Source organism: Vreelandella arcis, assembly GCF_900103865.1.
In the GTDB taxonomy this organism is placed as follows: domain Bacteria; phylum Pseudomonadota; class Gammaproteobacteria; order Pseudomonadales; family Halomonadaceae; genus Vreelandella; species Vreelandella arcis.
Map to the genome: position 1 here is coordinate 36,243 of NZ_FNII01000014.1, position 21,474 is coordinate 57,716.

General features: G+C 56.4%; 17 protein-coding genes and 2 tRNA genes. 10 read left to right on the plus strand and 9 right to left on the minus strand.

Going from position 1 to position 21,474, the window contains the following annotated elements; all coding sequences use genetic code 11:
• The first annotated feature begins 3 nt into the window (after window positions 1-3).
• The 5 genes from BLR97_RS15505 (at window position 4) to BLR97_RS15525 (ending at window position 5,055) form a co-directional block, all read left to right on the plus strand.
• Window positions 4-90, plus strand: a tRNA-Leu gene (locus BLR97_RS15505).
• Window positions 91-122: 32 nt separating this feature from the next.
• Window positions 123-209 (plus strand) — tRNA-Leu (locus BLR97_RS15510).
• Window positions 210-494: 285 nt separating this feature from the next.
• Window positions 495-2,045: a BCCT family transporter gene (locus tag BLR97_RS15515; protein WP_089707432.1), complete on the plus strand. Its 1,551-nt coding sequence runs from the start codon at window positions 495-497 to the stop codon at window positions 2,043-2,045.
• A complete protein-coding gene (locus BLR97_RS15520; RefSeq protein ID WP_089707433.1) occupies window positions 2,042-4,066 on the plus strand; it encodes a CocE/NonD family hydrolase in 2,025 nt (674 codons plus the stop codon). Before BLR97_RS15515 ends, BLR97_RS15520 begins: the two co-directional genes overlap by 4 nt.
• Before the next feature lie 86 nt (window positions 4,067-4,152).
• Window positions 4,153-5,055 carry a LysR substrate-binding domain-containing protein gene (locus BLR97_RS15525; protein ID WP_089707434.1) on the plus strand — a complete coding sequence of 301 codons (903 nt, stop codon included), beginning with the start codon at window positions 4,153-4,155 and terminating at the stop codon, window positions 5,053-5,055.
• Between the two features lie 23 nt (window positions 5,056-5,078).
• Here the strand turns inward: BLR97_RS15525 and BLR97_RS15530 are convergent, their stop codons facing one another.
• Entirely contained in the window at window positions 5,079-5,921 is an 843-nt protein-coding gene (locus tag BLR97_RS15530) for a DNA/RNA non-specific endonuclease (RefSeq protein ID WP_089707477.1), read from the minus strand.
• Between the two features lie 69 nt (window positions 5,922-5,990).
• The gene (locus tag BLR97_RS15535) at window positions 5,991-6,266 is read right to left on the minus strand and encodes an Lrp/AsnC family transcriptional regulator (RefSeq protein WP_027338179.1); all 276 of its coding nucleotides are present in this window, start codon (window positions 6,264-6,266) and stop codon (window positions 5,991-5,993) included.
• A 290-nt stretch (window positions 6,267-6,556) separates the two neighbouring features.
• Here BLR97_RS15535 and BLR97_RS15540 point away from each other — a divergent pair, with 290 nt between their 5' ends.
• Complete coding sequence (locus BLR97_RS15540; protein WP_089707435.1) at window positions 6,557-6,871, plus strand: high-potential iron-sulfur protein; 315 nt, start codon at window positions 6,557-6,559, stop codon at window positions 6,869-6,871.
• A 53-nt stretch (window positions 6,872-6,924) separates the two neighbouring features.
• Here BLR97_RS15540 and BLR97_RS15545 read toward each other — a convergent pair whose 3' ends face one another.
• The 5 genes from BLR97_RS15545 to BLR97_RS15565 all read right to left on the minus strand — a co-directional run bounded on the left by BLR97_RS15545 (window position 6,925) and on the right by BLR97_RS15565 (window position 15,234).
• Window positions 6,925-8,490 carry a SpoVR family protein gene (locus BLR97_RS15545; protein ID WP_089707436.1) on the minus strand — a complete coding sequence of 522 codons (1,566 nt, stop codon included), beginning with the start codon at window positions 8,488-8,490 and terminating at the stop codon, window positions 6,925-6,927.
• Between the two features lie 21 nt (window positions 8,491-8,511).
• The gene (locus tag BLR97_RS15550) at window positions 8,512-9,801 is read right to left on the minus strand and encodes a YeaH/YhbH family protein (protein ID WP_089707437.1); all 1,290 of its coding nucleotides are present in this window, start codon (window positions 9,799-9,801) and stop codon (window positions 8,512-8,514) included.
• A 35-nt stretch (window positions 9,802-9,836) separates the two neighbouring features.
• Entirely contained in the window at window positions 9,837-11,759 is a 1,923-nt protein-coding gene (locus BLR97_RS15555) for a PrkA family serine protein kinase (RefSeq protein WP_089707438.1), read from the minus strand.
• Window positions 11,760-12,043: 284 nt separating this feature from the next.
• Window positions 12,044-13,087 (minus strand): threonine aldolase family protein, encoded by a 1,044-nt coding sequence (locus tag BLR97_RS15560; protein ID WP_089707439.1) that lies wholly within the window; start codon window positions 13,085-13,087, stop codon window positions 12,044-12,046.
• A gap of 125 nt (window positions 13,088-13,212) precedes the next feature.
• On the minus strand, window positions 13,213-15,234 hold the full coding sequence (locus BLR97_RS15565) for an NADPH-dependent 2,4-dienoyl-CoA reductase (protein ID WP_089707440.1): 2,022 nt from the start codon (window positions 15,232-15,234) through the stop codon (window positions 13,213-13,215).
• Window positions 15,235-15,392: 158 nt separating this feature from the next.
• On the opposite strand from BLR97_RS15565, the gene BLR97_RS15570 reads away from it, so the two are divergent.
• Window positions 15,393-16,310 carry a DMT family transporter gene (locus BLR97_RS15570; RefSeq protein WP_089707441.1) on the plus strand — a complete coding sequence of 306 codons (918 nt, stop codon included), beginning with the start codon at window positions 15,393-15,395 and terminating at the stop codon, window positions 16,308-16,310.
• A 42-nt stretch (window positions 16,311-16,352) separates the two neighbouring features.
• On the plus strand, window positions 16,353-17,921 hold the full coding sequence (locus BLR97_RS15575; RefSeq protein ID WP_089707442.1) for a bifunctional GNAT family N-acetyltransferase/carbon-nitrogen hydrolase family protein: 1,569 nt from the start codon (window positions 16,353-16,355) through the stop codon (window positions 17,919-17,921).
• A 79-nt stretch (window positions 17,922-18,000) separates the two neighbouring features.
• On the opposite strand, the gene BLR97_RS15580 is transcribed toward BLR97_RS15575, so the two are convergent.
• Window positions 18,001-18,300, minus strand: coding sequence for an MGMT family protein (locus BLR97_RS15580; RefSeq protein ID WP_089707443.1), 300 nt, complete (start codon window positions 18,298-18,300; stop codon window positions 18,001-18,003).
• A 49-nt stretch (window positions 18,301-18,349) separates the two neighbouring features.
• Complete coding sequence (locus BLR97_RS15585; RefSeq protein ID WP_089707444.1) at window positions 18,350-19,216, minus strand: LysR substrate-binding domain-containing protein; 867 nt, start codon at window positions 19,214-19,216, stop codon at window positions 18,350-18,352.
• Window positions 19,217-19,332: 116 nt separating this feature from the next.
• Here BLR97_RS15585 and BLR97_RS15590 point away from each other — a divergent pair, with 116 nt between their 5' ends.
• Window positions 19,333-20,505 (plus strand): TauD/TfdA family dioxygenase, encoded by a 1,173-nt coding sequence (locus BLR97_RS15590; protein ID WP_170833044.1) that lies wholly within the window; start codon window positions 19,333-19,335, stop codon window positions 20,503-20,505.
• 23 nt (window positions 20,506-20,528) lie between these two features.
• The gene (locus BLR97_RS15595) at window positions 20,529-21,467 is read left to right on the plus strand and encodes an ABC transporter substrate-binding protein (protein WP_089707445.1); all 939 of its coding nucleotides are present in this window, start codon (window positions 20,529-20,531) and stop codon (window positions 21,465-21,467) included.
• The last annotated feature ends 7 nt before the right edge of the window (window positions 21,468-21,474 follow it).

Consider the following 21,474-nt stretch of genomic DNA (forward strand, 5'->3'; position numbering starts at 1 on the left):
TTCGCCCAGGTGGCGGAATTGGTAGACGCGCTAGCTTCAGGTGCTAGTGACCGTATGGTCGTGGAGGTTCAAGTCCTCTCCTGGGCACCAATCGAACACAACTGACAAGTGAAAAATGATGCGCCCAGGTGGCGGAATTGGTAGACGCGCTAGCTTCAGGTGCTAGTGTCCGTATGGACGTGGAGGTTCAAGTCCTCTCCTGGGCACCATTGACTGGGCTCGCATCAGCATCCCTCCTTGCTTTTCTGACACTCCCCAAAGCGATTCTGGATATAATCCCCGACTTAGCCTACCTCTCGTTTAGCACATGCTGGATACACCGCCTTGCTGCCTGAACATTCTTAAGAAATCCTCCATTAAGTTAATTCGAAAGCACCCCATGCGCCCAGCGCATACCCCCATTCCCAGCCTACGTTTTATACCGAGGCTTAAAAGGCGTTAGGTTGTCCTGGCATGAAGTTTATGCATGACGATAACGACAAAGGGAGAATGGGATGCAGACAAAATCGCTCCGACCATTGGTCTTTTGGCCAACATTTCTGATTCTACTGGCCGCCGTTATTGCCAGTTATCTTGATTTAGACGCTTTTCTAGCCGTCGCCAGTAGCCTCAATGACGCGATCCTCAACAATTTCTCATGGCTTTTCAGCTTAGGCAGCCTGTACCTGCTGGTGATGGCCGTCATCGTTTATTTTTCTCCGCTGGGCCATATTCGCATTGGTGGTTCAGACGCTCAGCCACTGTTATCACCTTTACGTTGGTTTTCAATAACCTTATGCACCACCTTGGCCGTCGGCGTTCTCTTCTGGACAACCGCTGAGCCGCTTTACCATTACATGGGCCCTCCAAGTTCCAGCGGCTTAGAACCTGGCTCGAGCGATGCAATGCTGTTTGCGATGTCGACCATGTTTCTGCACTGGACGTTCACGCCTTATGCCATCTATGCCGTGCCCGCATTGATCTTTGCCTTGGTGTTCTACAACTTGCGTCTTCGCTTCTCGATTTCCAGCATGCTGGAGCCTTTATTCGGCCCCAAAATCAAACGCTTCTCTGGGCTTATCGATGCAATATCACTCTACGCGCTGGTCGCCGGCATGGCCTCTTCTCTTGGCACTGGTGCACTAACACTGGCGGGAGGGGTCGGTCAGTACCTGGGGGGTGAAACCAGCCCTCTGCGACTCGGCATCATCGTCGCCATTATCGTCACGACGTTCGTTCTCTCGGCGGCCAGCGGTCTGCAAAAAGGCATCGCCCGGTTTTCTTCACTCAATGCGGTTCTGCTGCTTGTGCTCGGCGTGTTCGTTTTCGCCATTGGGCCCACAATCTTTAGCCTCAGCCTCGGGGTAGAATCGTTTGGCATTTTCATCGACAACTTCTTCACCAAAAGCCTGTTTACCGGCAGTGCAGGTGACGACCCGTGGGCACAGTGGTGGTCCATATTTTACTGGGCTGTATGGTTTGCCTGGGCGCCGGTAGCGGCATTGTTTCTCGGCAAAATATCCTGCGGCTACACCGTGCGCGAGTTTCTTCGTGTCAACCTGCTCTACCCCGCGCTATTCGCAAGCACATGGATCCTGATTTTTTCTGGCGCCGCGCTTTACTATCAAGCACATACTGGGATAGACCTCTACGCCATCCTCAATGACCAGGGCGTGGAAAATGTACTTTACGCTCTATTCCGACAGCTACCGTTTTCCGGCCTGTGGATACCCTTGCTGCTGTTCATAGCCTACGTTTCTTATGTCACGGCGGCCGACTCCCAAACCGATGCCATCGGCAATCTCTGCACCCGTGGCCTCACAGCCGACTCAGACCTTAACGCTGGCATTACCATGAAAATTATTTGGGGCGTGATCGTCGGTATCGTGGCATGGGTAATGGTTAGTTTCGTGGGCATTGACGGCATCAAGATGCTTTCCAATCTGGGCGGGCTTCCAGCGCTGTTGATCGTGTTAATGGCCACCAGTTCGCTTTGGATATGGCTCAAAAACCCGGAACAGTTGCGTAACGTCCCAACACTCACTCGTAACAAGCGTGAACTATGAACACCAAGCAGGATTTTCCCCACCGCGTCCGTGAAATAGACAATATGTGGATCCCGTTGGCTGACGGAACCCATCTAGCCGCGCGCATCTGGCTACCGGAGGATGCTGAAGCGCAACCGGTACCCGCCATCCTGGAATACCTCCCTTACCGTAAGCGCGACGGTACCGCCATCCGCGATGAGCTGACCCACCCTTACTTTGCAGGTCATGGCTATGCCTGTGTGCGGGTCGACATGCGGGGCAACGGCGAATCAGATGGGCTGATGGAGGACGAATACGCACCTCAAGAGCAAGCAGATGCGTTGGAAGTGATTGACTGGATCGCCCACCAACCCTGGTGTAATGGCCACCTGGGGATGATGGGAATCTCCTGGGGCGGCTTCAATAGCCTACAAGTGGCAGCATTGCGCCCCACTGCTCTCAAGGCAATTATCACGCTTTGTTCTACGGATGATCGTTACGCTGATGACATCCATTACAAGGGCGGCAATATGCTGATGGAAAATCTTGGCTGGGCCGCCACCATGCTAAGCTTTTCCGCCGCTGCCCCGGATCCTGCCCTGGTGGGGGATAGATGGCGCGAGATGTGGAAGTCTCGCCTCGACAATATGCCGTTGTTAGCCGATACCTGGCTTACTCATCAGCATCGCGATGATTATTGGAAACACGGCTCTATTGGCGAGAATTATGCCGACATTGAAGCCGCTGTTTATATGATAAGCGGCTGGGGTGACTCTTATATAAACGCTATTCCGAGGATGATGGAGCACCTTCAGTGTCCCAAAAAGGCGCTTTTGGGCCCCTGGATGCATAAGTATCCACACTTCGCCATACCTGACCCTGCCATTGGCTTCCTGCAGGAAGCACTTCGTTGGTGGGACTACTGGCTCAAAGGTATTGAGACCGGGATCATGGAAGAGCCTGAATGCACATTTTACCTTCAGGACGGCCTGCCACCAGCGCCTAAATACCTGGAGCGACCGGGCCAGTGGGTACAAACGCATGGTTGGCCTGCTCCCCAGGACGAAATTGAGTCAATCAAACTCACGCTAGGTGACACAGGCCTGGCACCGGACGCAGGCCTCAGCCAGGATCGGCTGATTGCCTCGCCGCTTACAACAGGCACCCTACAGGGTGAATATATTCCGCTCTGGTTTGGGGCTGATTTCCCCACCGATCAGCGGCGCGATGATGGCCTCTCGGTAACGTTTGATTCCAAGCCCTACTCAGAAGGGCTCGACATCCTCGGCCAGCCAGCCGTATCACTCGCGGTAGAAAGTGCTGAAGCCTGCGGTCAACTGCATGTCCGGTTGTGCGATGTCTCACCAACCGGGGAAAGTGCCTTAATCACTTACGGGACGCTTAACCTCAATTTACGCGACGACGCGGGGACGATCACCCCGCCCGTTCCCGGCCAGCCAATGAATATACGCCTTTCATTGGATCTCATCGGTTATCGGCTACCTAAAGGCCATCGGCTGCGGGTCGCGCTTTCGAGCGCTAGCTTTCCACTGATATGGTCGCCTCAGAAACGCTCAGACCTGACGCTCAAGTCGGGCACGCCAACACTCGAACTACCGGTGTCCAAGGCCGCTTACATCCCCATGCCATTCGAGCCGCCGGAAAGCGCTACGCCTTGCCAGGTAGAGACTCACCGTAAAGGCCTTCCCAAGCGAACGATCAGCGAAGACGTCGGCAGTGGAGAGGTGAGCGTGATCATTGAAGATGATATGGGTGATATACAGCTTCTCGATCACGGCTTGCGCGTTGAACAGTACGCCAAGGAGATTTATACCAGCCATCCTGAGGATGCCACCTGTACGCGCGCCGATATCGAATGGGTATACCGCGCCAGCCGCAGCGGAGATAAGGCCCCCTTCGCCGTTAAAGTCTTCAGTCGCTACCACCTGCATTGCGATGAGCGCACTTTCTACTTAAAGGCCGAGCAGCAGGCTTACGACGATGACACCTTGGTGAGCGACAAATCCTGGAAGCGGGAAATTCCTCGCACGGCGATCTAAACCACCTTATACCAGCACGGCCAGGCACAGCGCCTAGCCGTGCTATGCTATGGAGCCATTTCTTTCAGACGTTCGAGACTTACCCAATGCGCGATGCCTTACCGCCGCTATCTTGCTTGAGCGCCTTCGAGGCGGCCGCACGATATTGCAGCTTCACGCAAGCCGGAAGTGAACTGAATTTGTCGCAAAGCGCCATTAGTCGTCAAATTAAGCGGCTTGAACGTGACCTTGGACGCCTGCTTTTCGAACGTCATTACGAAGGGTTACGTCTTACGCCGGCCGGTGAGCAATACTTCCGAGTGGTACAACGCTTGTTGCGCGACTTGGGTGATGAGACCGCCCGCCTTAGAAGACGCGGCGACGACCGTCAGTTGACGCTAGCCTCTAGCCCGACCATTGCCTCGATCTGGCTAGCCCGCCAACTTCCCGATTTTCAGCGCGCTTATCCTCACATCGAAATCCGTATTTTGACGGTAGAAGACCCTCATCGCCTCGACTTAGCCGAGTTTGATCTAGGCATCTACTATCACGTTCCCAACGAGGTCGATCCACCGGGGCTGATTGCCGAAGCTATTTTCGAGCATGAGCTGGTATCAGCCGTCTGTAGCCCCATTTATCTGGAACGCCATGGCGTACTCGACCCAGCACAACTGCTGACAGACCACACCCTCATGGTGGTGGAGGATCACTACCATGATTGGCTAACCTGGGAAACATGGTACCGAGCACTCGGGCTTGATTGGCAGCCACCTGTGCATACGTTACGCGCCAATAGTTTCCAACTGCTCATGAATGCCACGCTGGCGGGCCAGGGGGTAACACTTGGATGGATGCGTCTTCTAGATGCCGAGCTTGACCAAAAAAACTTAGTGCAAGCACTTCCCCACGCGATTCCCAGTAGAGGGCGCTTGTCGCTATTCACGCCTCAGCACCGACACCTTACCGAGCCCATGCGCGCTTTCCGCCAGTGGGTGTTAAAAACTTCCTAACCCAACGGCTTACCTGCCAAGCGCTATTGATAACGCCCAGGCTTTTTCGCGACTTCTTCCAATGCCCAGCCCTCGGTACGAATCTCGCTTTCCAGAACGCTCTCTACGGCGTCGTTCAGCTCGGGAAAGAAGTCCAGCCCGGTTTGCGCTTCAATCGCATCGATGCTCACCAGATAGTCGTCTAGCGGTTCATTGCCGCGAACGTCCTGGGGCATGATAAACGCCAGGGCCAGTGGGGCACTGTCGTGAGGCGCCACGATGATTTTATAAAATGCCTCCGGCACCTGGATAAGCCCCACCCGATTAAACACATTGTCCATAAAAGGTTCGGGGAAAATCGGCCCGGTAATGATCTGCAAGCGATCGAAGCGCGGCGCGAAGTGATCCATCACCGCTTCTTCCAGCCGCTGCCAGAGCTGGCGATTCAAATTGGGCCGCTGCGGCGTCATGTTGCTCATATAGAAGGTATCAAGCTGCGCGCTACGACCGTGCACAGCGGCAATGGCGTAGTTGGGGGCCAAGTGCCCCCGGTCGTAACCACTGCCCGAGTAACTGTCGGTGCCCACCGGCCATAACGTTCGCCAATCTGGACGAAAATCGGGCCGTGAGCCAATTCGCGAGTCGTCTACGGCGGCCACCTGGTAACTGACCCACAGCGGATTAACGCGTACGTCAGACCAACCAACCAGGTAACCATCGTTTTGCAGCACACGATGAAACGAGGTCAGGCTAAGCGCCTCCCAGGTGGGCACGCCCTGCCACGTATAAGCGTCTTGATGCTGTCGCCCCTGGTACTCCCATAGCACGGCTACAAGCGACACAAACAGTACAAGAATCCCTATTCGTTTGGCTTGCCGCCAACCCAAGCGCAATATACTCACTAACACGACTCCACTACTGCGCCTGTTACGCAACGCATCATCAAACGACGTATATTACCAACCGAGCGAAAACATGGTTTCGAGATCGTGGCGCGAATGAACCTGCATGGCATTGAGGGTTTCGGTGTCGCTGATGCCTTCGACGGCATTAAGCCGCTCGGTCACCAGATCCGCCAAGCTTTCGAAGTCGCGGGTTCGCGCAATGGCGACCAAATCATAACGGCCGCAGGTTGAGTACACTTCGCTGATGCCATCGACATCCGCCAAACGCTCAGCGACGGCCTTGACCTGGCCTTTCTCGGTATTGATTAGGATGACTGCGTTTTGCATCGCGCCCTCTTTTATGTCGGTGTTAAGCTACAGCTGAATAATTCAGCGAGTATACCAGGGCACTGGCAAGGGGCGTAGTGACTCAGGCGACCGTGGCTTGTTTAGCGTGACGGATTGTCGCTGGGCGATTCGCGATATTCGCACTCGACGATGAGTTCCGCTAGCATGTCGATAAGCGCTTACTAACCCGAGCGCGATGTCACTAAAGAGGTGGCAGACTACCCATCCGGGTGGCAAGCTACCCACCGACACCGTGACCATACGTCAGTTAATGACGACGAGGAGAGACCATGGCTAACCAAAGCCGACGCGCCTTTATGCGTTCCAGCATGCTCAGTCTTGCTGCCCTGCCGCTTGGCGCAGGTATCTTGTCTAAAACCGCTTTCGCCCAAGAGCTGCCGCGTCTGGATCCGTCTGCGAGCAACGCCCAAGCATTGAACTATGTGGAAAACGCCGCGGATGCCAGCGATCACCCAGCTTATGAAGAGGGGCAGCGCTGCGACAACTGCATGTTCTTCAACGCCGATAACAATGGCTGCCAGCTGTTCCCGCAGCACAGCGTAGAACCTGCTGGTTGGTGTCAATCCTGGGTCGCACAAGGCTAAAACCAGACCTATCTAATCACGGCGGCAGGCGTGGTGATCACGCCTGCCCTGGCTCACTCTTCGTCTTGAGTCGTTTCTTCTACCGGCCAACGATAGCGGCGCGTCACGCGTCCCTCCTCCATCGATATCAAATGGACGGGGAATCCCCACAGCTTTTGTAAATGCCGAATAACCGGATAAACACTACGCGCAAGCGGGCGTCGGCTGTCCTGGACGTGATGCAGCGTGAGTGAGCGATCGCCACGAATCGCAGCTTCCACGACTTGGATATTGGGCTCACGCACCGATAGCGCATACTGGGTCGCCAACGCTTCGCGTACCTTTCGGTAGCCCTGTTCGTTATGGATGGCGGCTACCTCCAGCATTTCCTCTTGATCATCATCGACCACCAAAAACAACTTGTGGTCGCGTATCACCTTGGGCGACAAAAACTGCTGAATGAAGGATTCGTCTTTGAAGTTGCGCATCGCGAACTCAAGTGTGTCTCGCCAGGAAGAGCCGGCGATATCGGGAAACCACTGGCGATCTTCATCGGTGGGCGCCTCGCAGATGCGCTTGATGTCGATAAAAATGGCAAAGCCCAGCGCATAAGGGTTAATGCCATTGTAGTAGGGGCTATCAAAGGCAGGCTGCTGGATCACCGCCGAATGAGACTGTAAAAACTCCAGCATCAGCCCTTCATCCACGTGGCCATCATCGTAAAGACGGTTCATTAACGTGTAGTGCCAAAAGCACGCCCAGCCCTCATTCATCACCTGGGTTTGCCGCTGGGGGTAAAAATATTGCGCGAGTTTACGCACGATACGCACAACTTCGCGCTGCCAAGGGGCCAGCAAGGGCGCATTCTTCTCAATAAAGTAGAGCAGGTTTTCCTGGGGTTCCGGTGGGTAGCGCCCCCCGCTATGGAGTCCGAGCGGGTCATCCGTCTGTGCGGATAAACTGCCGGGCAGTTGTTCGCCGTCTTCCGGGCTATCGGGAATCGTGCGCCACAGCAGGTTCACCTGGGTTTGCAGGTACGCTTCGCGCTCCTCCTGGCGCTTGGCTTCTTCCTCGGCGGATATCGGCGACGGCCGCTTGTAGCGATCCACGCCATAGTTCTGCAGCGCATGGCAGGCATCCAGCAGTTGCTCGACCGCCTGCACGCCGTGGCGCTCTTCACACCGGGCGATGTAATGACGGGCGAACACCAGGTAGTCGATGATGGATTCCGCATCGGTCCAGGTGCGGAACAGGTAGTTGCCCTTGAAGAAGGAATTATGCCCGTAACAGGCGTGGGCCATGACCAGCACCTGCATCATCAGGGTGTTCTCTTCCATCAGATAAGCAATGCAGGGATTGGAATTGATCACCAGCTCGTAGGCGAGCCCCATCTGGCCGCGCTTGTAGGCCTGCTCAACCGCTAAAAACTGCTTGCCGAACGACCAGTGGTGATACCCCACCGGCATCCCCACGCTGGCGTAGGCGTCCATCATCTGCTCGGTGGTAATCACTTCGATCTGGTTGGGGTAGGTATCCAGCCGGTATTCATCGGCCAGACGCGCGAGCTCCTCGTCGAATTGTTCCAGCACGCGGAAGTTCCAATCGGAACCGGTCGCGATGGGTTGGCGGGTGGCAGTCATGGCGCACTCCTCAACGGGCGGTCAGCGCTGCTGGCTCAAGCGGCGCTTAAAGAGTTCACGGAAGACGGGGTAGATATCCCCGGCCTCGACAATCTGGCGCATGGCAAACTGCTCGGGAAAGCGCGCGGCCACGGTCTCGTATTCCTCCCATAGGGACTGATGATCGTGGGGCGTGATTTCCACATAGGCGTAGTACTGAAGCTGCGGCATCAGCTGCTTGATCAGCAGATCGCGGCACACGTTGGAGTCATCGTCCCAGTTATCGCCGTCGGAAGCCTGGGCGACGTACAGGTTCCACTGCGCGGGTGGATAGCGCTTTTCGATGATGCCGTTGACCAGCGTGAGTGCGCTGGAAACGATGGTGCCGCCGGTTTCCCGGGAGTAGAAAAACTCTTCTTCGCCGACTTCCCGCGCTGCTGTGTGGTGGCGAACAAACACCAGTTCGACCTTTTCGTAATGCTTCTCCAAGAACAGATACAGCAGCAGGAAGAAGCGCTTGGCGATGTCCTTGTGGTTTTGCGTCATGGAGCCTGAGACATCCATCACACAGAACATCACCGCTTGGCTTGAAGGCTGCGGCTGGGCGGCCAGTTGGTGATAGCGCAGGTCGTAGGTATCAATAAACGGCACCGCTTCGATGCGCTTGTTGAGACGTTCAATCTCAGCCTTCAGCTCGGTAATCCGGGCGGGGTTACGCAGTACCGGGTCTTTGCGCTCTTCGGCCTCCAGTGCTTGCTGCGCTTCTTTTAAGGCGCGTTTGATGGGAGCGCGCATGGCGATGCGCCGCGCGTAGGCTTCGCGCATTGAGCGAGTGATGCTAATGCGCGACGGAACGCCATCGCGGGCCAGGCCCGCGCGCACCATTTTGATTTCCTGTAGCGATTTAAGCGGTTTGCGCTGTAAATGAGGCAGCTCCAGGCCGTCGAAGACAAACTCCAAGAACTCCTCGCGGCTGAGGGTGAAGGCGAATTCATCGGTGCCCTCACCCTGGTTCGAGGCGCCGCCGTCACCCGCGCCATCGCCGCCGCCCTGACCGCTAGGGCGGCGAATTTTATCGCCCGTTAGAAACTCTTTATTGCCGGGAGAAACGATCTCACGCGCGCCCCCCGGCCCGTGTTGAAACACCGGTTCAGAAATGTCCTTGGTGGGGATCGAGACCTTTTCTCCCCGCTCCATATCGGTGATCGAGCGTCGGTTAACGGCCTCCTCTACCGAACGTTTAATATGCTTGCGGTAGCGCTCTAAAAAGCGCTGCCGATTCACCGCGCTTTTGTGCTTGGCGTTGGGCCTGCGATCGATAAAGTAGGTCATGCGACCTCCCTAGCTCTTGGCTTAAGCGCTAGCCGCTACTGGGACTTACGTACACGCAGGTACCATTCGGACAGTAGCCGCACTTGTTTTTCGGTGTAGCCACGATCCACCATCCGCGCGACAAAGTCTTCGTGCTTTTTCTGATCCGACTTCGACGCCTTGGCATTAAACGAGATCACCGGCAGCAACTCTTCGGTGTTGGCGAACATTTTGTGTTCGATAACGCCTTTGAGCTTTTCATACGACTGCCAGCTGGGGTTCATGCCGTTGTTTTGCGCCCGCGCCCGCAGCACAAAGTTGACCACCTCGTGGCGGAAGTCTTTCGGGTTGGAAATCCCAGCAGGTTTCTCGATTTTTTCCAGCTCGTCGTTGAGCGCCTGACGATTCAGCAGCTCGCCGGTTTCGGGGTCGCGGTACTCTTGATCCTGAATCCAAAAGTCGGCATAGGTTACATAGCGGTCGAAAATGTTTTGCCCGTACTCGCTATACGATTCGAGGTAGGCGGTCTGAATTTCCTTACCGATAAACTCGACGTAGCGCGGTGCCAAAAATTCTTTAATAAAGCCGATATAGCGCTCGAACACTTCCGACGGCAGCTGTTCACGCTCAAGCGCTTGCTCGAGTACGTAAAGCAAATGCACGGGGTTAGCGGCCACTTCGGTACTGTCGAAGTTAAATACCTTGGAGAGGATTTTGAACGCAAAGCGGGTAGATAACCCCTGCATGCCTTCATCCACTCCGGCGGCGTCACGGTATTCCTGGATCGACTTCGCCCGTGGGTCGGTGTCTTTAAGGTTTTCACCGTCGTAAACGCGCATTTTGGAGTAGATACTTGAGTTTTCGGGTACTTTAAGCCGCGAAAGCACCGAAAACTGCGCCAGCATGCGTAGCGTATCCGGGGCGCAAGGCGCAGCGTTAAGCGACGAGTCTTCGAGTAATTTCTGATAGATCTTAATTTCTTCGGTTACCCGCAGGCAGTAAGGCACTTTGACGATATACACGCGGTCTAAAAATGCCTCGTTGTTGCGATTATTGCGGAACGCCTGCCATTCGGACTCGTTAGAGTGGGCCAAAACGACCCCATTAAAAGGAATCGCGCCCATGCCTTCCGTGGGGTTGTAGTTACCCTCTTGGGTCGCGGTTAACAGCGGGTGCAGCACCTTGATCGGTGCTTTGAACATCTCGACGAACTCCATTATCCCCTGGTTAGCGCGGCACAGCCCGCCAGAGAAGCTATAGGCATCGGGATCATCCTGGGAGTAAAGTTCCAGTTGACGAATATCGACTTTACCTACCAGTGACGAGATGTCTTGATTGTTCTCATCCCCCGGTTCGGTTTTAGAAATAGCGATCTGGTTGAGCCGCGATGGGTACAAGCGCACCACACGAAACTGGGAAATGTCGCCGCCGTATTCTTTCAGACGTTTGGCCGCCCAGGGCGACATCACGCTTTTCAGGTAGCGCGGTGCAATGCCGTACTCTTTTTCGAGCAGCTCGCCGTCTTCCTCGGGTGAGAACAATCCCAACGGTGACTCATAGACCGGCGAGCCTTTAATGGCATAGAAGGGAATGCGCTCCATTAACAGCTTGAGGCGCTCAGCCAGTGACGATTTCCCCCCGCCGACCGGCCCCAGCAAGTAGAGAATCTGCTTACGTTCCTCAAGCCCCTGCGCCGCATGGCGAAAGTAGGACACAATCTGCTCGATGGCCTCTTCCATACCGTGAAACTCGGCAAACGCAGGGTAGCGTCGAATCACTTTGTTGGAAAAAATACGCGAGAGACGCGAGTCCTTAGCGGTATCGATGACCTTAGGCTCGCCGATCGCTTCGAGCATACGCTCGGCAGCGCTGGCATAAACCTTCGGGTCACGACGACACAGCGCCAAATATTCTTCAAGGCTCATGTCTTCTTGCTGAACGCGGGCAAAACGGTCTTGAACGTGATCAAAGATGCTCATTTAACTCTCCTGTAGCCCATCCCCAGGCAGTCACCGTCAAGTAGCCAATGTCACAGAGGTGTGCCGAACGAGGTGTCGCACTATCAGCGTAGTCAGTATTAGCAAAATGTGATGGCTCAAACTTCAACGCTGGAACGTTAATGCTATGAGCATAAGGGCAGGAGATTAGTTGCGTTGAAAACCTCGGCACGCTGACGACTACGTTAAACAAGGCGCTAGTAGCCCGGCGCAAAGCGCCGCCTACTAAGAGGCGGCGCCAGTGAAGAACGTGCTAATAAGCCAGGCTATTCAAGTACCGTTTTCATGTCGTCCAGCAGTTGATCCAATAATTCAACGGTGGTGTTCCAGGCACATACAAACCGCGCGCCGCCCGCGCCAATAAAGGTATAGAAGGTCCAGTCTCTGGCTTTCAACGCTTCGATGGCGTGAGGTGGCAATTCAACGAAAACACTATTGGCCTGGGTAGGAAACATCAGCGAGACGCCGGGCAGTGCCTGAAGGCCCTCGGAGAGGTAACGCGCCATGGCGTTGGCGTGCTGGGCGTTGGTTAGCCAGGCACCGCTTTCCAGTAGGCCAAGCCAGGGCGCCGAGACAAAGCGCATCTTGGAGGCCAACTGCCCCGCCTGCTTGCAGCGGTAGGCAAAGTCTTCGGCTAGCTCACGGTTGAAAAACAGAATGGCCTCGCCGAACGCTAAGCCATTTTTAGTCCCTGAGAAACACAGCGCATCGACACCCACCTGCCAGGTCAATTCGGCCGGAGTGGCGTCCAAACTGGCACAGGCGTTGGCGAAGCGTGCGCCGTCCATATGCAAACGCAGGTCGTGCTTATCCGCCACCGCCCGGATGGCCAACAGTTCTTCTCGGGAGTAGACCGTGCCCACTTCGGTGGCTTGGGTCAGCGAAACAACCTTGGGTTTGGGATAGTGAATATCGCTGCGTTTGGTCACCAGCGCTTCAATCCCCTCCGGCGTCAGCTTGCCGTTGGCCCCCGGCGAGGTGAGCAGTTTGGCACCGTTGGAAAAAAACTCGGGGCCACCACACTCGTCCGTTTCAATGTGGGCCAGTTCATGGCAGATCACACTGTGGTAGCTGCGTCCCATCGCGGAAAGCGCCAGTGAGTTGGCAGCGGTGCCGTTAAATACAAAAAACACCTCACAATCGTAATCGAACATATCGCGAAAGCGGTCGGCGGCGCGGGCAGTCCAGCGGTCATTGCCATAGGCCAAGTCATCCGCTTGGTTGGCTTCCAGCAAGTACTGCATGGCCTCCGGGCAAATGCCGGAGGTGTTGTCACTGGCTAAAAATCGCGGGGTACACTCCGAGGTCATGGCGATAGTCCTTTTATCTGACAGTATTACAACGTGGGCTGGGTGCCACCCGCGTCGTCGTCACTCGTCAGGGTGACTAACGAGTGGGGTAGTTAAGGCCTAATCAGTCTATCGCCATTTCAAGGTTATAAGGAAGCCGCTAGGCGGGTGCCCTGCTCAATAGCACGCTTGGCATCCAGTTCGGCGGCTTCATCGGCACCGCCAATCACGTGCACACGGCCGCCTGCCTGTTCCAAAGGCGTGATCAAGTCGCGTACCGACTCCTGTCCCGCACATACCACCACCGACGCCACGGCGAGCAGTTGCTCTTCACCGTCACGGCGGATATGCAAACCCTCGTCATCAATTTTCAGGTACTCACAGCCGGTGAGGGTTTTTACCCCGCGCTGCCTGAGTGACGAGCGGTGCACCCAGCCGGTGGTTTTACCCAGATTTTTGCCCGGTTTGGACGTTTTACGCTGCAGCATGACGATGTCCCGCGGGGAGGCCGGTGGTACTGGCGTTTTCAGCCCGCCGCGCTCATCCATCGCTAAGTCGACGCCCCACTCGTCGCACCAGGCCTCGAGATCCAGCGCGGTATGCTGTTGGTCGGCTAACAGCTCAGAGACGTCAAAACCAATGCCACCCGCGCCAATCACCGCCACGGTTTGGCCAACCCGTTCGGGCTGCTCAATCGCCTCAGCGTAGCTCAGCACGCTGGGGTGATCAGCACCAGGCAACGTCAACTCGCGAGGCACCACGCCGGTGGCAATCACCACCTCGTCAAACTCGGCCAGCGCGTCCGGCGTCGCGAGGGTGTTCAACCGAACCTCAACGGCGTGTTTTTCAAGCATCACGCGGAAGTAGCGCAGCGTCTCGTTAAACTCTTCTTTGCCAGGGATTTTGCGGGCGTAATTAAACTGCCCGCCTAATTCGGCGCGGCGTTCAAACAGCACCACCTGATGCCCACGGCTCGCAGCGGCCACCGCCGTGGCAAGACCCGCCGGGCCACCGCCGACCACCGCCACACGCTTTGCCGATTGAGTCGGCGTAAGCGTTATTTCAGATTCGTGGCAAGCGCGAGGGTTCACCAAACACGAGGTCAACTTGCCCGCAAACGTATGATCCAGGCAGGCCTGGTTACAGGCGATACAGGTGTTGATCTCGTCGGCCAGCCCCGCCTCAGCTTTACGCACCCACTCGGGATCAGCCAGAAACGGCCGCGCCATCGAGACCATATCGGCGTGCCCTTCGGCTAGCACTCGCTCGGCCACGTCCGGCATATTGATGCGGTTGGTGGTAATCAGCGGAATCGACAGCGTGGCCTTCATCCGCTTGGTCACCTCGGTGAAAGCGGCCCGAGGGACGCTGGTCACGATGGTCGGCACTCGGGCTTCGTGCCAGCCAATACCGGTGTTGATCACATTCGCACCCGCGGCTTCAATCGCTCGTCCCAGCGCCACGACTTCTTCCCAAGAGCTACCCTCTTCGACCAGATCGATCATCGACAGGCGGAAGATAACCAGGAACCGCTCGCCCACGGCGGCACGAATGCGCTCGACGATCTCAATCGGAAAGCGAATACGCCGCTCAAAGTCACCGCCCCACTGGTCATCGCGCTGATTGGTGCGCTGACAAATAAACTGATTGATCAAATAGCCTTCAGAGCCCATGACCTCAACGCCATCATAGCCCGCCTGCTGGGCAAGACTCGCGCAACGTACGTAGTCATCAATTTGCTGCTCGACTTCGTCACTGGTCAACGCACGCGGCGTAAAGGGGTTGATCGGTGCCTGAATCGCCGATGGCGCGACCAGCTCGGGCGAGTACGCATAGCGTCCGGCATGCAGAATCTGCATACACAAATGCCCGCCCTCGGCGTGGACGGCATCAACCACCTTACGATGTTCCGCCAGCTGCGAGGCCTCGGTTAGTGCGTTGGCTCCCTGGAACACCGCACCCTCGGCATTGGGCGCGATCCCCCCGGTAACGATTAGGCTGACCCCGGCGCGTGCCCGTTCGGCATAAAACGCCGCCAGGCGCTCAAAGCCATTCGGTGCTTCTTCCAAGTTGGTGTGCATTGAGCCCATCAGCACGCGGTTGGGCAGCGTTAAATGGCCAAGCGTCAGCGGGCGAAACAGGTACGGATACGCGGGGGGATGACTCATCACGGTTCTCCTTGGCGTTGTTCATATAATAATTCAAACAAGCGTATGACATGCAGCGCACGACGTACAGCCTTTTGCCTCACCCGCATACCCTTTTGGCTCTTGCTCATCGCGCCAAAGCAGGTCACATTAACCGGCTAACGATAAGGGACTATGCTATGCCGTTTATTTACTTTTTAGCCCCGCTGGCCACCGTGCTGATCTGGTCGGGGAACATGACCATTAACCAGATGACCGTTGGGGCCATAGCGCCGAGCAGCATCGCGTTTTTACGCTGGCTACTGGCGCTCGCGGTCATGACACCGTTTGTACTGCCCGCCGCGCTGCGCCATCGCGATGAAATCCGCCGCCATTGGCCCAAGCTCGCCTTACTGGGGCTTCTCGGCATGGGCTTATGGCAAGGCTTAGCCTACGTGGCGGCGGAAACCACCACCGCCACCAACATGGGCATATTAGCCGCTATGGTACCGCTATTGACGGTGCTGTTAAGTGCGTTGATTTTACGCGAGCCACCAACCCGCGGTGGCATTATGGGCGGGATAGTGGCGTTTATCGGCGTCACCGTGCTACTGGGCCGCGGTAACCCGCTTTCACTATTGCAGCTACAAGTCGCCTATGGCGATGCACTGATGGTCGCGGCGGCCACCTGCTACGCACTATATGGTGTGATGCTAAAACGCTGGTCAATGAAGCTACCGCCATGGGTCATGCTCTACGCTCAGGTCTGCTTTGCCGTGCTGTTCCTGCTACCGCCTTACTTATTGGGGCCGATGACGCCGGTGGATAGCCAAAATATTGGACTTATCTTATACGCCGGGATTCCTGCATCGATTATCACGACCTTTTTATGGATGCGGGCCGTGCGTCAGATTGGCGCTAGCCAAGCGAGTATTTTCATTAACCTGATGCCGCTGTTCAGTGCGCTTATCGCCATGGCGTTTCTGGGTGAACAGGTGGCGGGGTTCCACTTTATCGGCGGACTATTAATATTGGCCGGCGTCATTATGGCCCAAACGCTGACCCAGCCGTTAACGCGAAGTTTATCCCGTGTTAAGTCTAGTGGTGCCGAGCAATGATACAATCGGGCAACTTTATCCGACTGTAGGATACCTCTGACAATGTCCTTAGAAGAACTGCACCTTAATCTCCGCAACCTGACGAGCGATGACTACGATCAGCTCAAGGCGCTGATGGATGCGGTGTATCACGATATTGGTGGTGCCTGGCCTAAGCTGACCATCGACAAACTGATTCAAGAATTCCCCGATGGTCAGATTGCCATCGAGGATGATGGCAAGCTAGTTGGCGTCGCCCTAACCGTGCAGGTCGATTACGACGAGTTCTCCAACCCGCATAAGTACGACGACCTGATTGGGCATCGTGAGATCATTCGTAACGACCAGGACGGCGATGCCATGTACGGGTTGGACGTGCTGATCCATCCCGATTATCGCGGCTACCGGCTGGGCCGCCGCCTGTATGAGGCGCGTAAAGAACTGTGCCGGTCACACAACCTGCGCGCCATCTTGGCGGGTGGGCGAATCCCCGAATACCACCAGCACGCAAGCGAGCTTTCCCCGGCTCAATACATAGATAAAGTCTCGCGCAAGGAAATCTACGATCCGATTCTGTCGTTCCAGCTAGCGAACGATTTCCAGGTGAAGCGGCTGCTGCGCAAATACCTTCCCGAAGACGAACAGTCGCGCGGCTACGCCACGCTGCTGGAATGGAACAACATTCTGTTCGAACCCGCCGAAAGCGTGCTGGATACCCGCCCGACCCAAGTACGCGTTGGCGCGGTACAGTGGCAAATGCGCGAGTTTTCATCCGTCGAAGCCGCGCTTCAGCAGATCGAGTACTTCGTGGATGCGCTCTCCGACTACCAAAGTGACTTTGCGGTATTTCCGGAGTTGTTTAATGCGCCGTTAATGGGGCTGCAAGACCGCGACGCTCAACAGGATCAGATGGGGGCCATTCGCTTTTTGGCCGGTTTTACCGACCGGTTTAGCACTGAGCTTTCCCGGATGGCGGTGTCCTACAACATCAATATCGTCGGCGGCTCGATGATTGAAGTTGGCGAGGATGACCGGCTGTATAACGTGGCCTACCTGTTCCATCGCGACGGCAGCGTTGAGAAACAGTCGAAGCTGCATATCACGCCTCAAGAACGCCGCGACTGGGTGATTGAAGGCGGCGACGACCTGCAGGTATTTGATACCGATGCCGGGCGCGTGGGTATTTTGATTTGCTATGACGTGGAATTCCCTGAGCTTGGTCGCCTGCTCGCCGATCAGGACATGGATATTCTGTTCGTGCCCTTCTGGACTGATACCAAAAACGGCTACCTGCGGGTGCGCCATTGCTGCCAGGCGCGGGCGATTGAAAACGAATGCTACGTGGTGTTGTGCGGCAGCGTCGGCAACCTGCCGTCCATTGAGAACCTGGATATCCAGTACGCCCAGTCGGCGGTGTTCTCGCCTTCCGACTTTGCCTTCCCTCATGACGCGGTGCTGGCCGAGACGACGCCCAATACCGAGATGATCTTCTTCTCAGACTTGGACTTAACCCGCCTAACGGTGGTGCGTGCCGAAGGCTCGGTGACCAACCTGAAAGACCGCCGCAAGGATCTGTTTGATCTCCGCTGGCGCGATTGGTCGTGGAAGTCGGGCGCTAACCTCGACGACTAACGCACAGCCGCTGGCAATCGCTGCCCCTCCACCAACGCCGCCTTTTAAGGCGGCGTTGGTGTTAATAAAGTCAGTTGAATTAATCTGGCCAAACAAGGTGCTTAGGCACCCGCCCTTTAGCATCAAACACGACGCCTTCATCGCGCAGTTTTTGATGCTGACGAGCCGCACCGCCATGATCGGCAAGCTTCAGCGATGCAGCGATGACCCGGTGCCAGGGCAACTGGTGACCGTCGGGTAGATGACGCATCGCCGAGCCGACCATGCGCGGCGTCGCGCCCTCGGTCATGGCGGCAATCCGCCCGTAGGTCGTCACCCGCCCCACCGGAATCTGGTCGACAATGGTGTAAATTTGCTCAAGCAATTCGGGTCGGGGCATCGCGTCTCTCCTGCTGTCGAATGGAATACCGCTTAGCGTTGGTGGTGTATCAGGCGATCGCATTTTGCAGCCACTGCCAGACAGCCGTGGCTTCGTCACTCACATGGCGGCGGCTAGGTCTTACCAGCCAGAAACGCTCGTCGGTGGGCACGCTTATCGAAAACGGTGCGACCAAATCGTCGCGCTGTTCAAATAAGCGGCGGTGGGTCAAGGCAACCCCTCCCCCCTGACTTGCCAGCGCCAGCGTCATCACCTGATTATCGCAGGTCAGCGCGTGACACTCGGCTTCCAAATGCGCCACACCGGCGGTTTGCAACCAGCCAGGCCATCCAACCCCGAACCCCACCGCATGGAGCAAGGTGTGCCCGGCTAAAGCCTCGGGAGAAGTCAGGCCTTGGGCAATGCGCGGAGAGCATACCGGCAATAGCTCCTCGTCCCCCAGCGGCCACATCTCGACACCGCTCCACTCACCGCGGCCGTAGCGAATCTCGATATCTGCGCCTTCCGGACCAAAGTCATCCGGCCAAATAGCACTAACCAGGCGCAACGATAAATGAGGGTGCTGGTGGTGCAGCTGAATCAACCGAGGCGCCAGCCACGACTGCTGAATGACCGGGGTTGAACGCAACGTCACCGGCTGTTCACTGGTCACGCCGAAAACCTCCGACGTGCCTTCGCTTATGCGCGCAAACGCATCGTGAATACTGGGCAGCCAGGCCTGACCGGCAGGACTGAGGGTGAGGCTTCGGGCATGCCGAACGAACAGCTTCTGGCCTAAGCGATCTTCCAACAACCGGATACGCTGGCTGATCGCCGCCTGGGTCACCCCCAGCTCATTACCGGCAGCGGTAAAACTTAGCGTTCGCGCGGCGGATTCAAAGGCTTGTAACCATAAAAGCGGCGGCAATGCGCTCATGAAAAAGTTACCTATAAGCTGAATGAGGTCTTAGGGGCCATATTAATCGTTTGTCACTGCCGATGCGACTGCCCATCCTATACAGCACGTAATTAGTTCAAGGCCGGGAGAAAGTGATGAACAGTGCCGTTTTTGCTGAAGAGCAACGCCAAGCGCCTCAAATGGGCGAATTAGCCCCTTATCAAGACGGTCCATCGCTGACTGAAGCGGTGCCCACCGACGACGGGATTCAGCTAACCTGGCAGGACGGTCAGTACACCACCCTCCCCCTGCTGTGGCTACGCGATCATTGCGCCTGCCCTGCTTGCCGTCACCCGCAAACCCGCGAACGGCTGTACCTGCCGCTTGAGGAGATCAACGAGACACCGGCTATCGCCCTCTCGGACGGTCATTTATACCTGACGTGGCAAGATGGTCACGAGAGCGCCTTTCATAGCGGCTGGCTTTACCAGCGCCGCCCGGAAGCCGACCTACCCACGTCCGTTCCAGCGCTCAAGCCCTGGCAAGATCAGTTCACCCCCGAGCGTATCCGTCATGCCGACTTTTTAACGCCCGAGGGTGAAAAAGCCTGGCTGACCGCCATGCTGCGCGATGGCCTGGCTCTGATGACCGAGGGGCCGCTGGTTGAGGAAGAAGTTAGCCGCTTAGCCGAGCGCATTGGCCCTCAACGGGCGACCAATTTTGGCTCGCGCTTTGATGTACGCTCGAAGCCTAACCCCAACAACGCGGCCTACACCGCCGTAGGCTTAGCGCTGCACATCGACTTGCCTAACTGGCGTCAACCGCCCGACATTCAGTTGCTCTACTGCCTGCAAAACGAAGCCAGCGGCGGCGAGTCACTGTTTGCCGATGGTGCGCGGGTGATCAATGCCCTGCGCGAACAAGATCCTGAAGCACTGGCCATCCTAAGCGATACCCCTATCGATTTTCGTTTTCAGGATGAGACCCACGACATTGCCGTGCGTGCGCCGGTTATCAAGCTCGACGATGAAGGCAACCTCGTCGAAATGCGCCTAAACAACTGGATTCGCGACACGCTGCATCTGCCCGCACCCAAAATGACTGCCTGGTACCGCGCCTATCGCGTGTTATGGCAGCTGTTTCACAGTGAGGCGCACCAGCTTGAGTTCACCCTCCGTCCGGGCGAAATGGTGGCGTTCGACAACCGTCGCGTTCTACACGGACGGCGTGAATTCGATCCCAATAGCGGCGCACGCCACTTGCAAGGCACCTATTTAGACCGTGACATGCTCGCTTCACGGCTACGCGTCCTCGCGCGCAACGCATAAAATAAACCAAGCAAGGAGATCACATGACACATCTTAAGCCTCTCGCCTCGGGCATCGCCCTCGCCGGCGCCGCCCTATTTGCCTCGGCGGCTAACGCCGATGACCAAACCCTCGACTTTGGCGTACCCGCATGGCCGGGCATTACGGTCAAAACCGCCATCGCCGAGCAGTTGCTCAACCCCTTGGGCTACGAGACCAGCACCCAAGAAATCGGTTTGCAGGTGATTTATCAAGGCATTGAAAGCGGTGATATTGATGCCTTCTTGGGCGCTTGGCTGCCCGCTCAGCGCGACATGTTCAACCCGCGCAAAGAGTCAGGCGTTCTGGTCGATGTCGCCAACAACGTTGACGGCGCACAGATGACCCTAGCAGTGCCGGAATACCTGTTTGATGATGGCCTGCAAAGCTTTGCCGATCTCGACGACTACCGTGATCAGCTCAATGGCGAAATTCATGGTTTCGGTGCCGGTTCAGCGGCCAGCGAAATTATCAACAACGCCATTGATAACGACACCTGGGGACTGGGTGACTGGGAACTGGTCGATACCAGCGAGGTGGCAATGCTATCCGCCGCCAGCGATTCGATCTCTCGGGAAGAACCGATTGTGTGGGTCGGTTGGACACCGCACTGGATGAACCTTGAATTGCCGATGCGTTATCTTGACGATACCGAAGACCTGTTCGGCGAGAACAATGGCGAAAGCGAAGTTCTCACCCTGCTGCGTGCCGACTACGCCGACGCCAATCCCAATGTCGTGACGTTTTTTGAACAGTTCACCTTCACTGCAGAAGAACAAAGCTGGATGATTCAGCAGTTTGGCCAGGAAGAACGTGAGCTGGACGGCGTTGCCGAGCAGTGGATCAACGAAAATGCCGAGCGCGTGGAAGCGATGCTCGCCGACGTGTCCACCACCGACGGCGACCCTGCTTGGCCGGTTATCGAAGCCCAGCTTAACAACTAAGGCGACG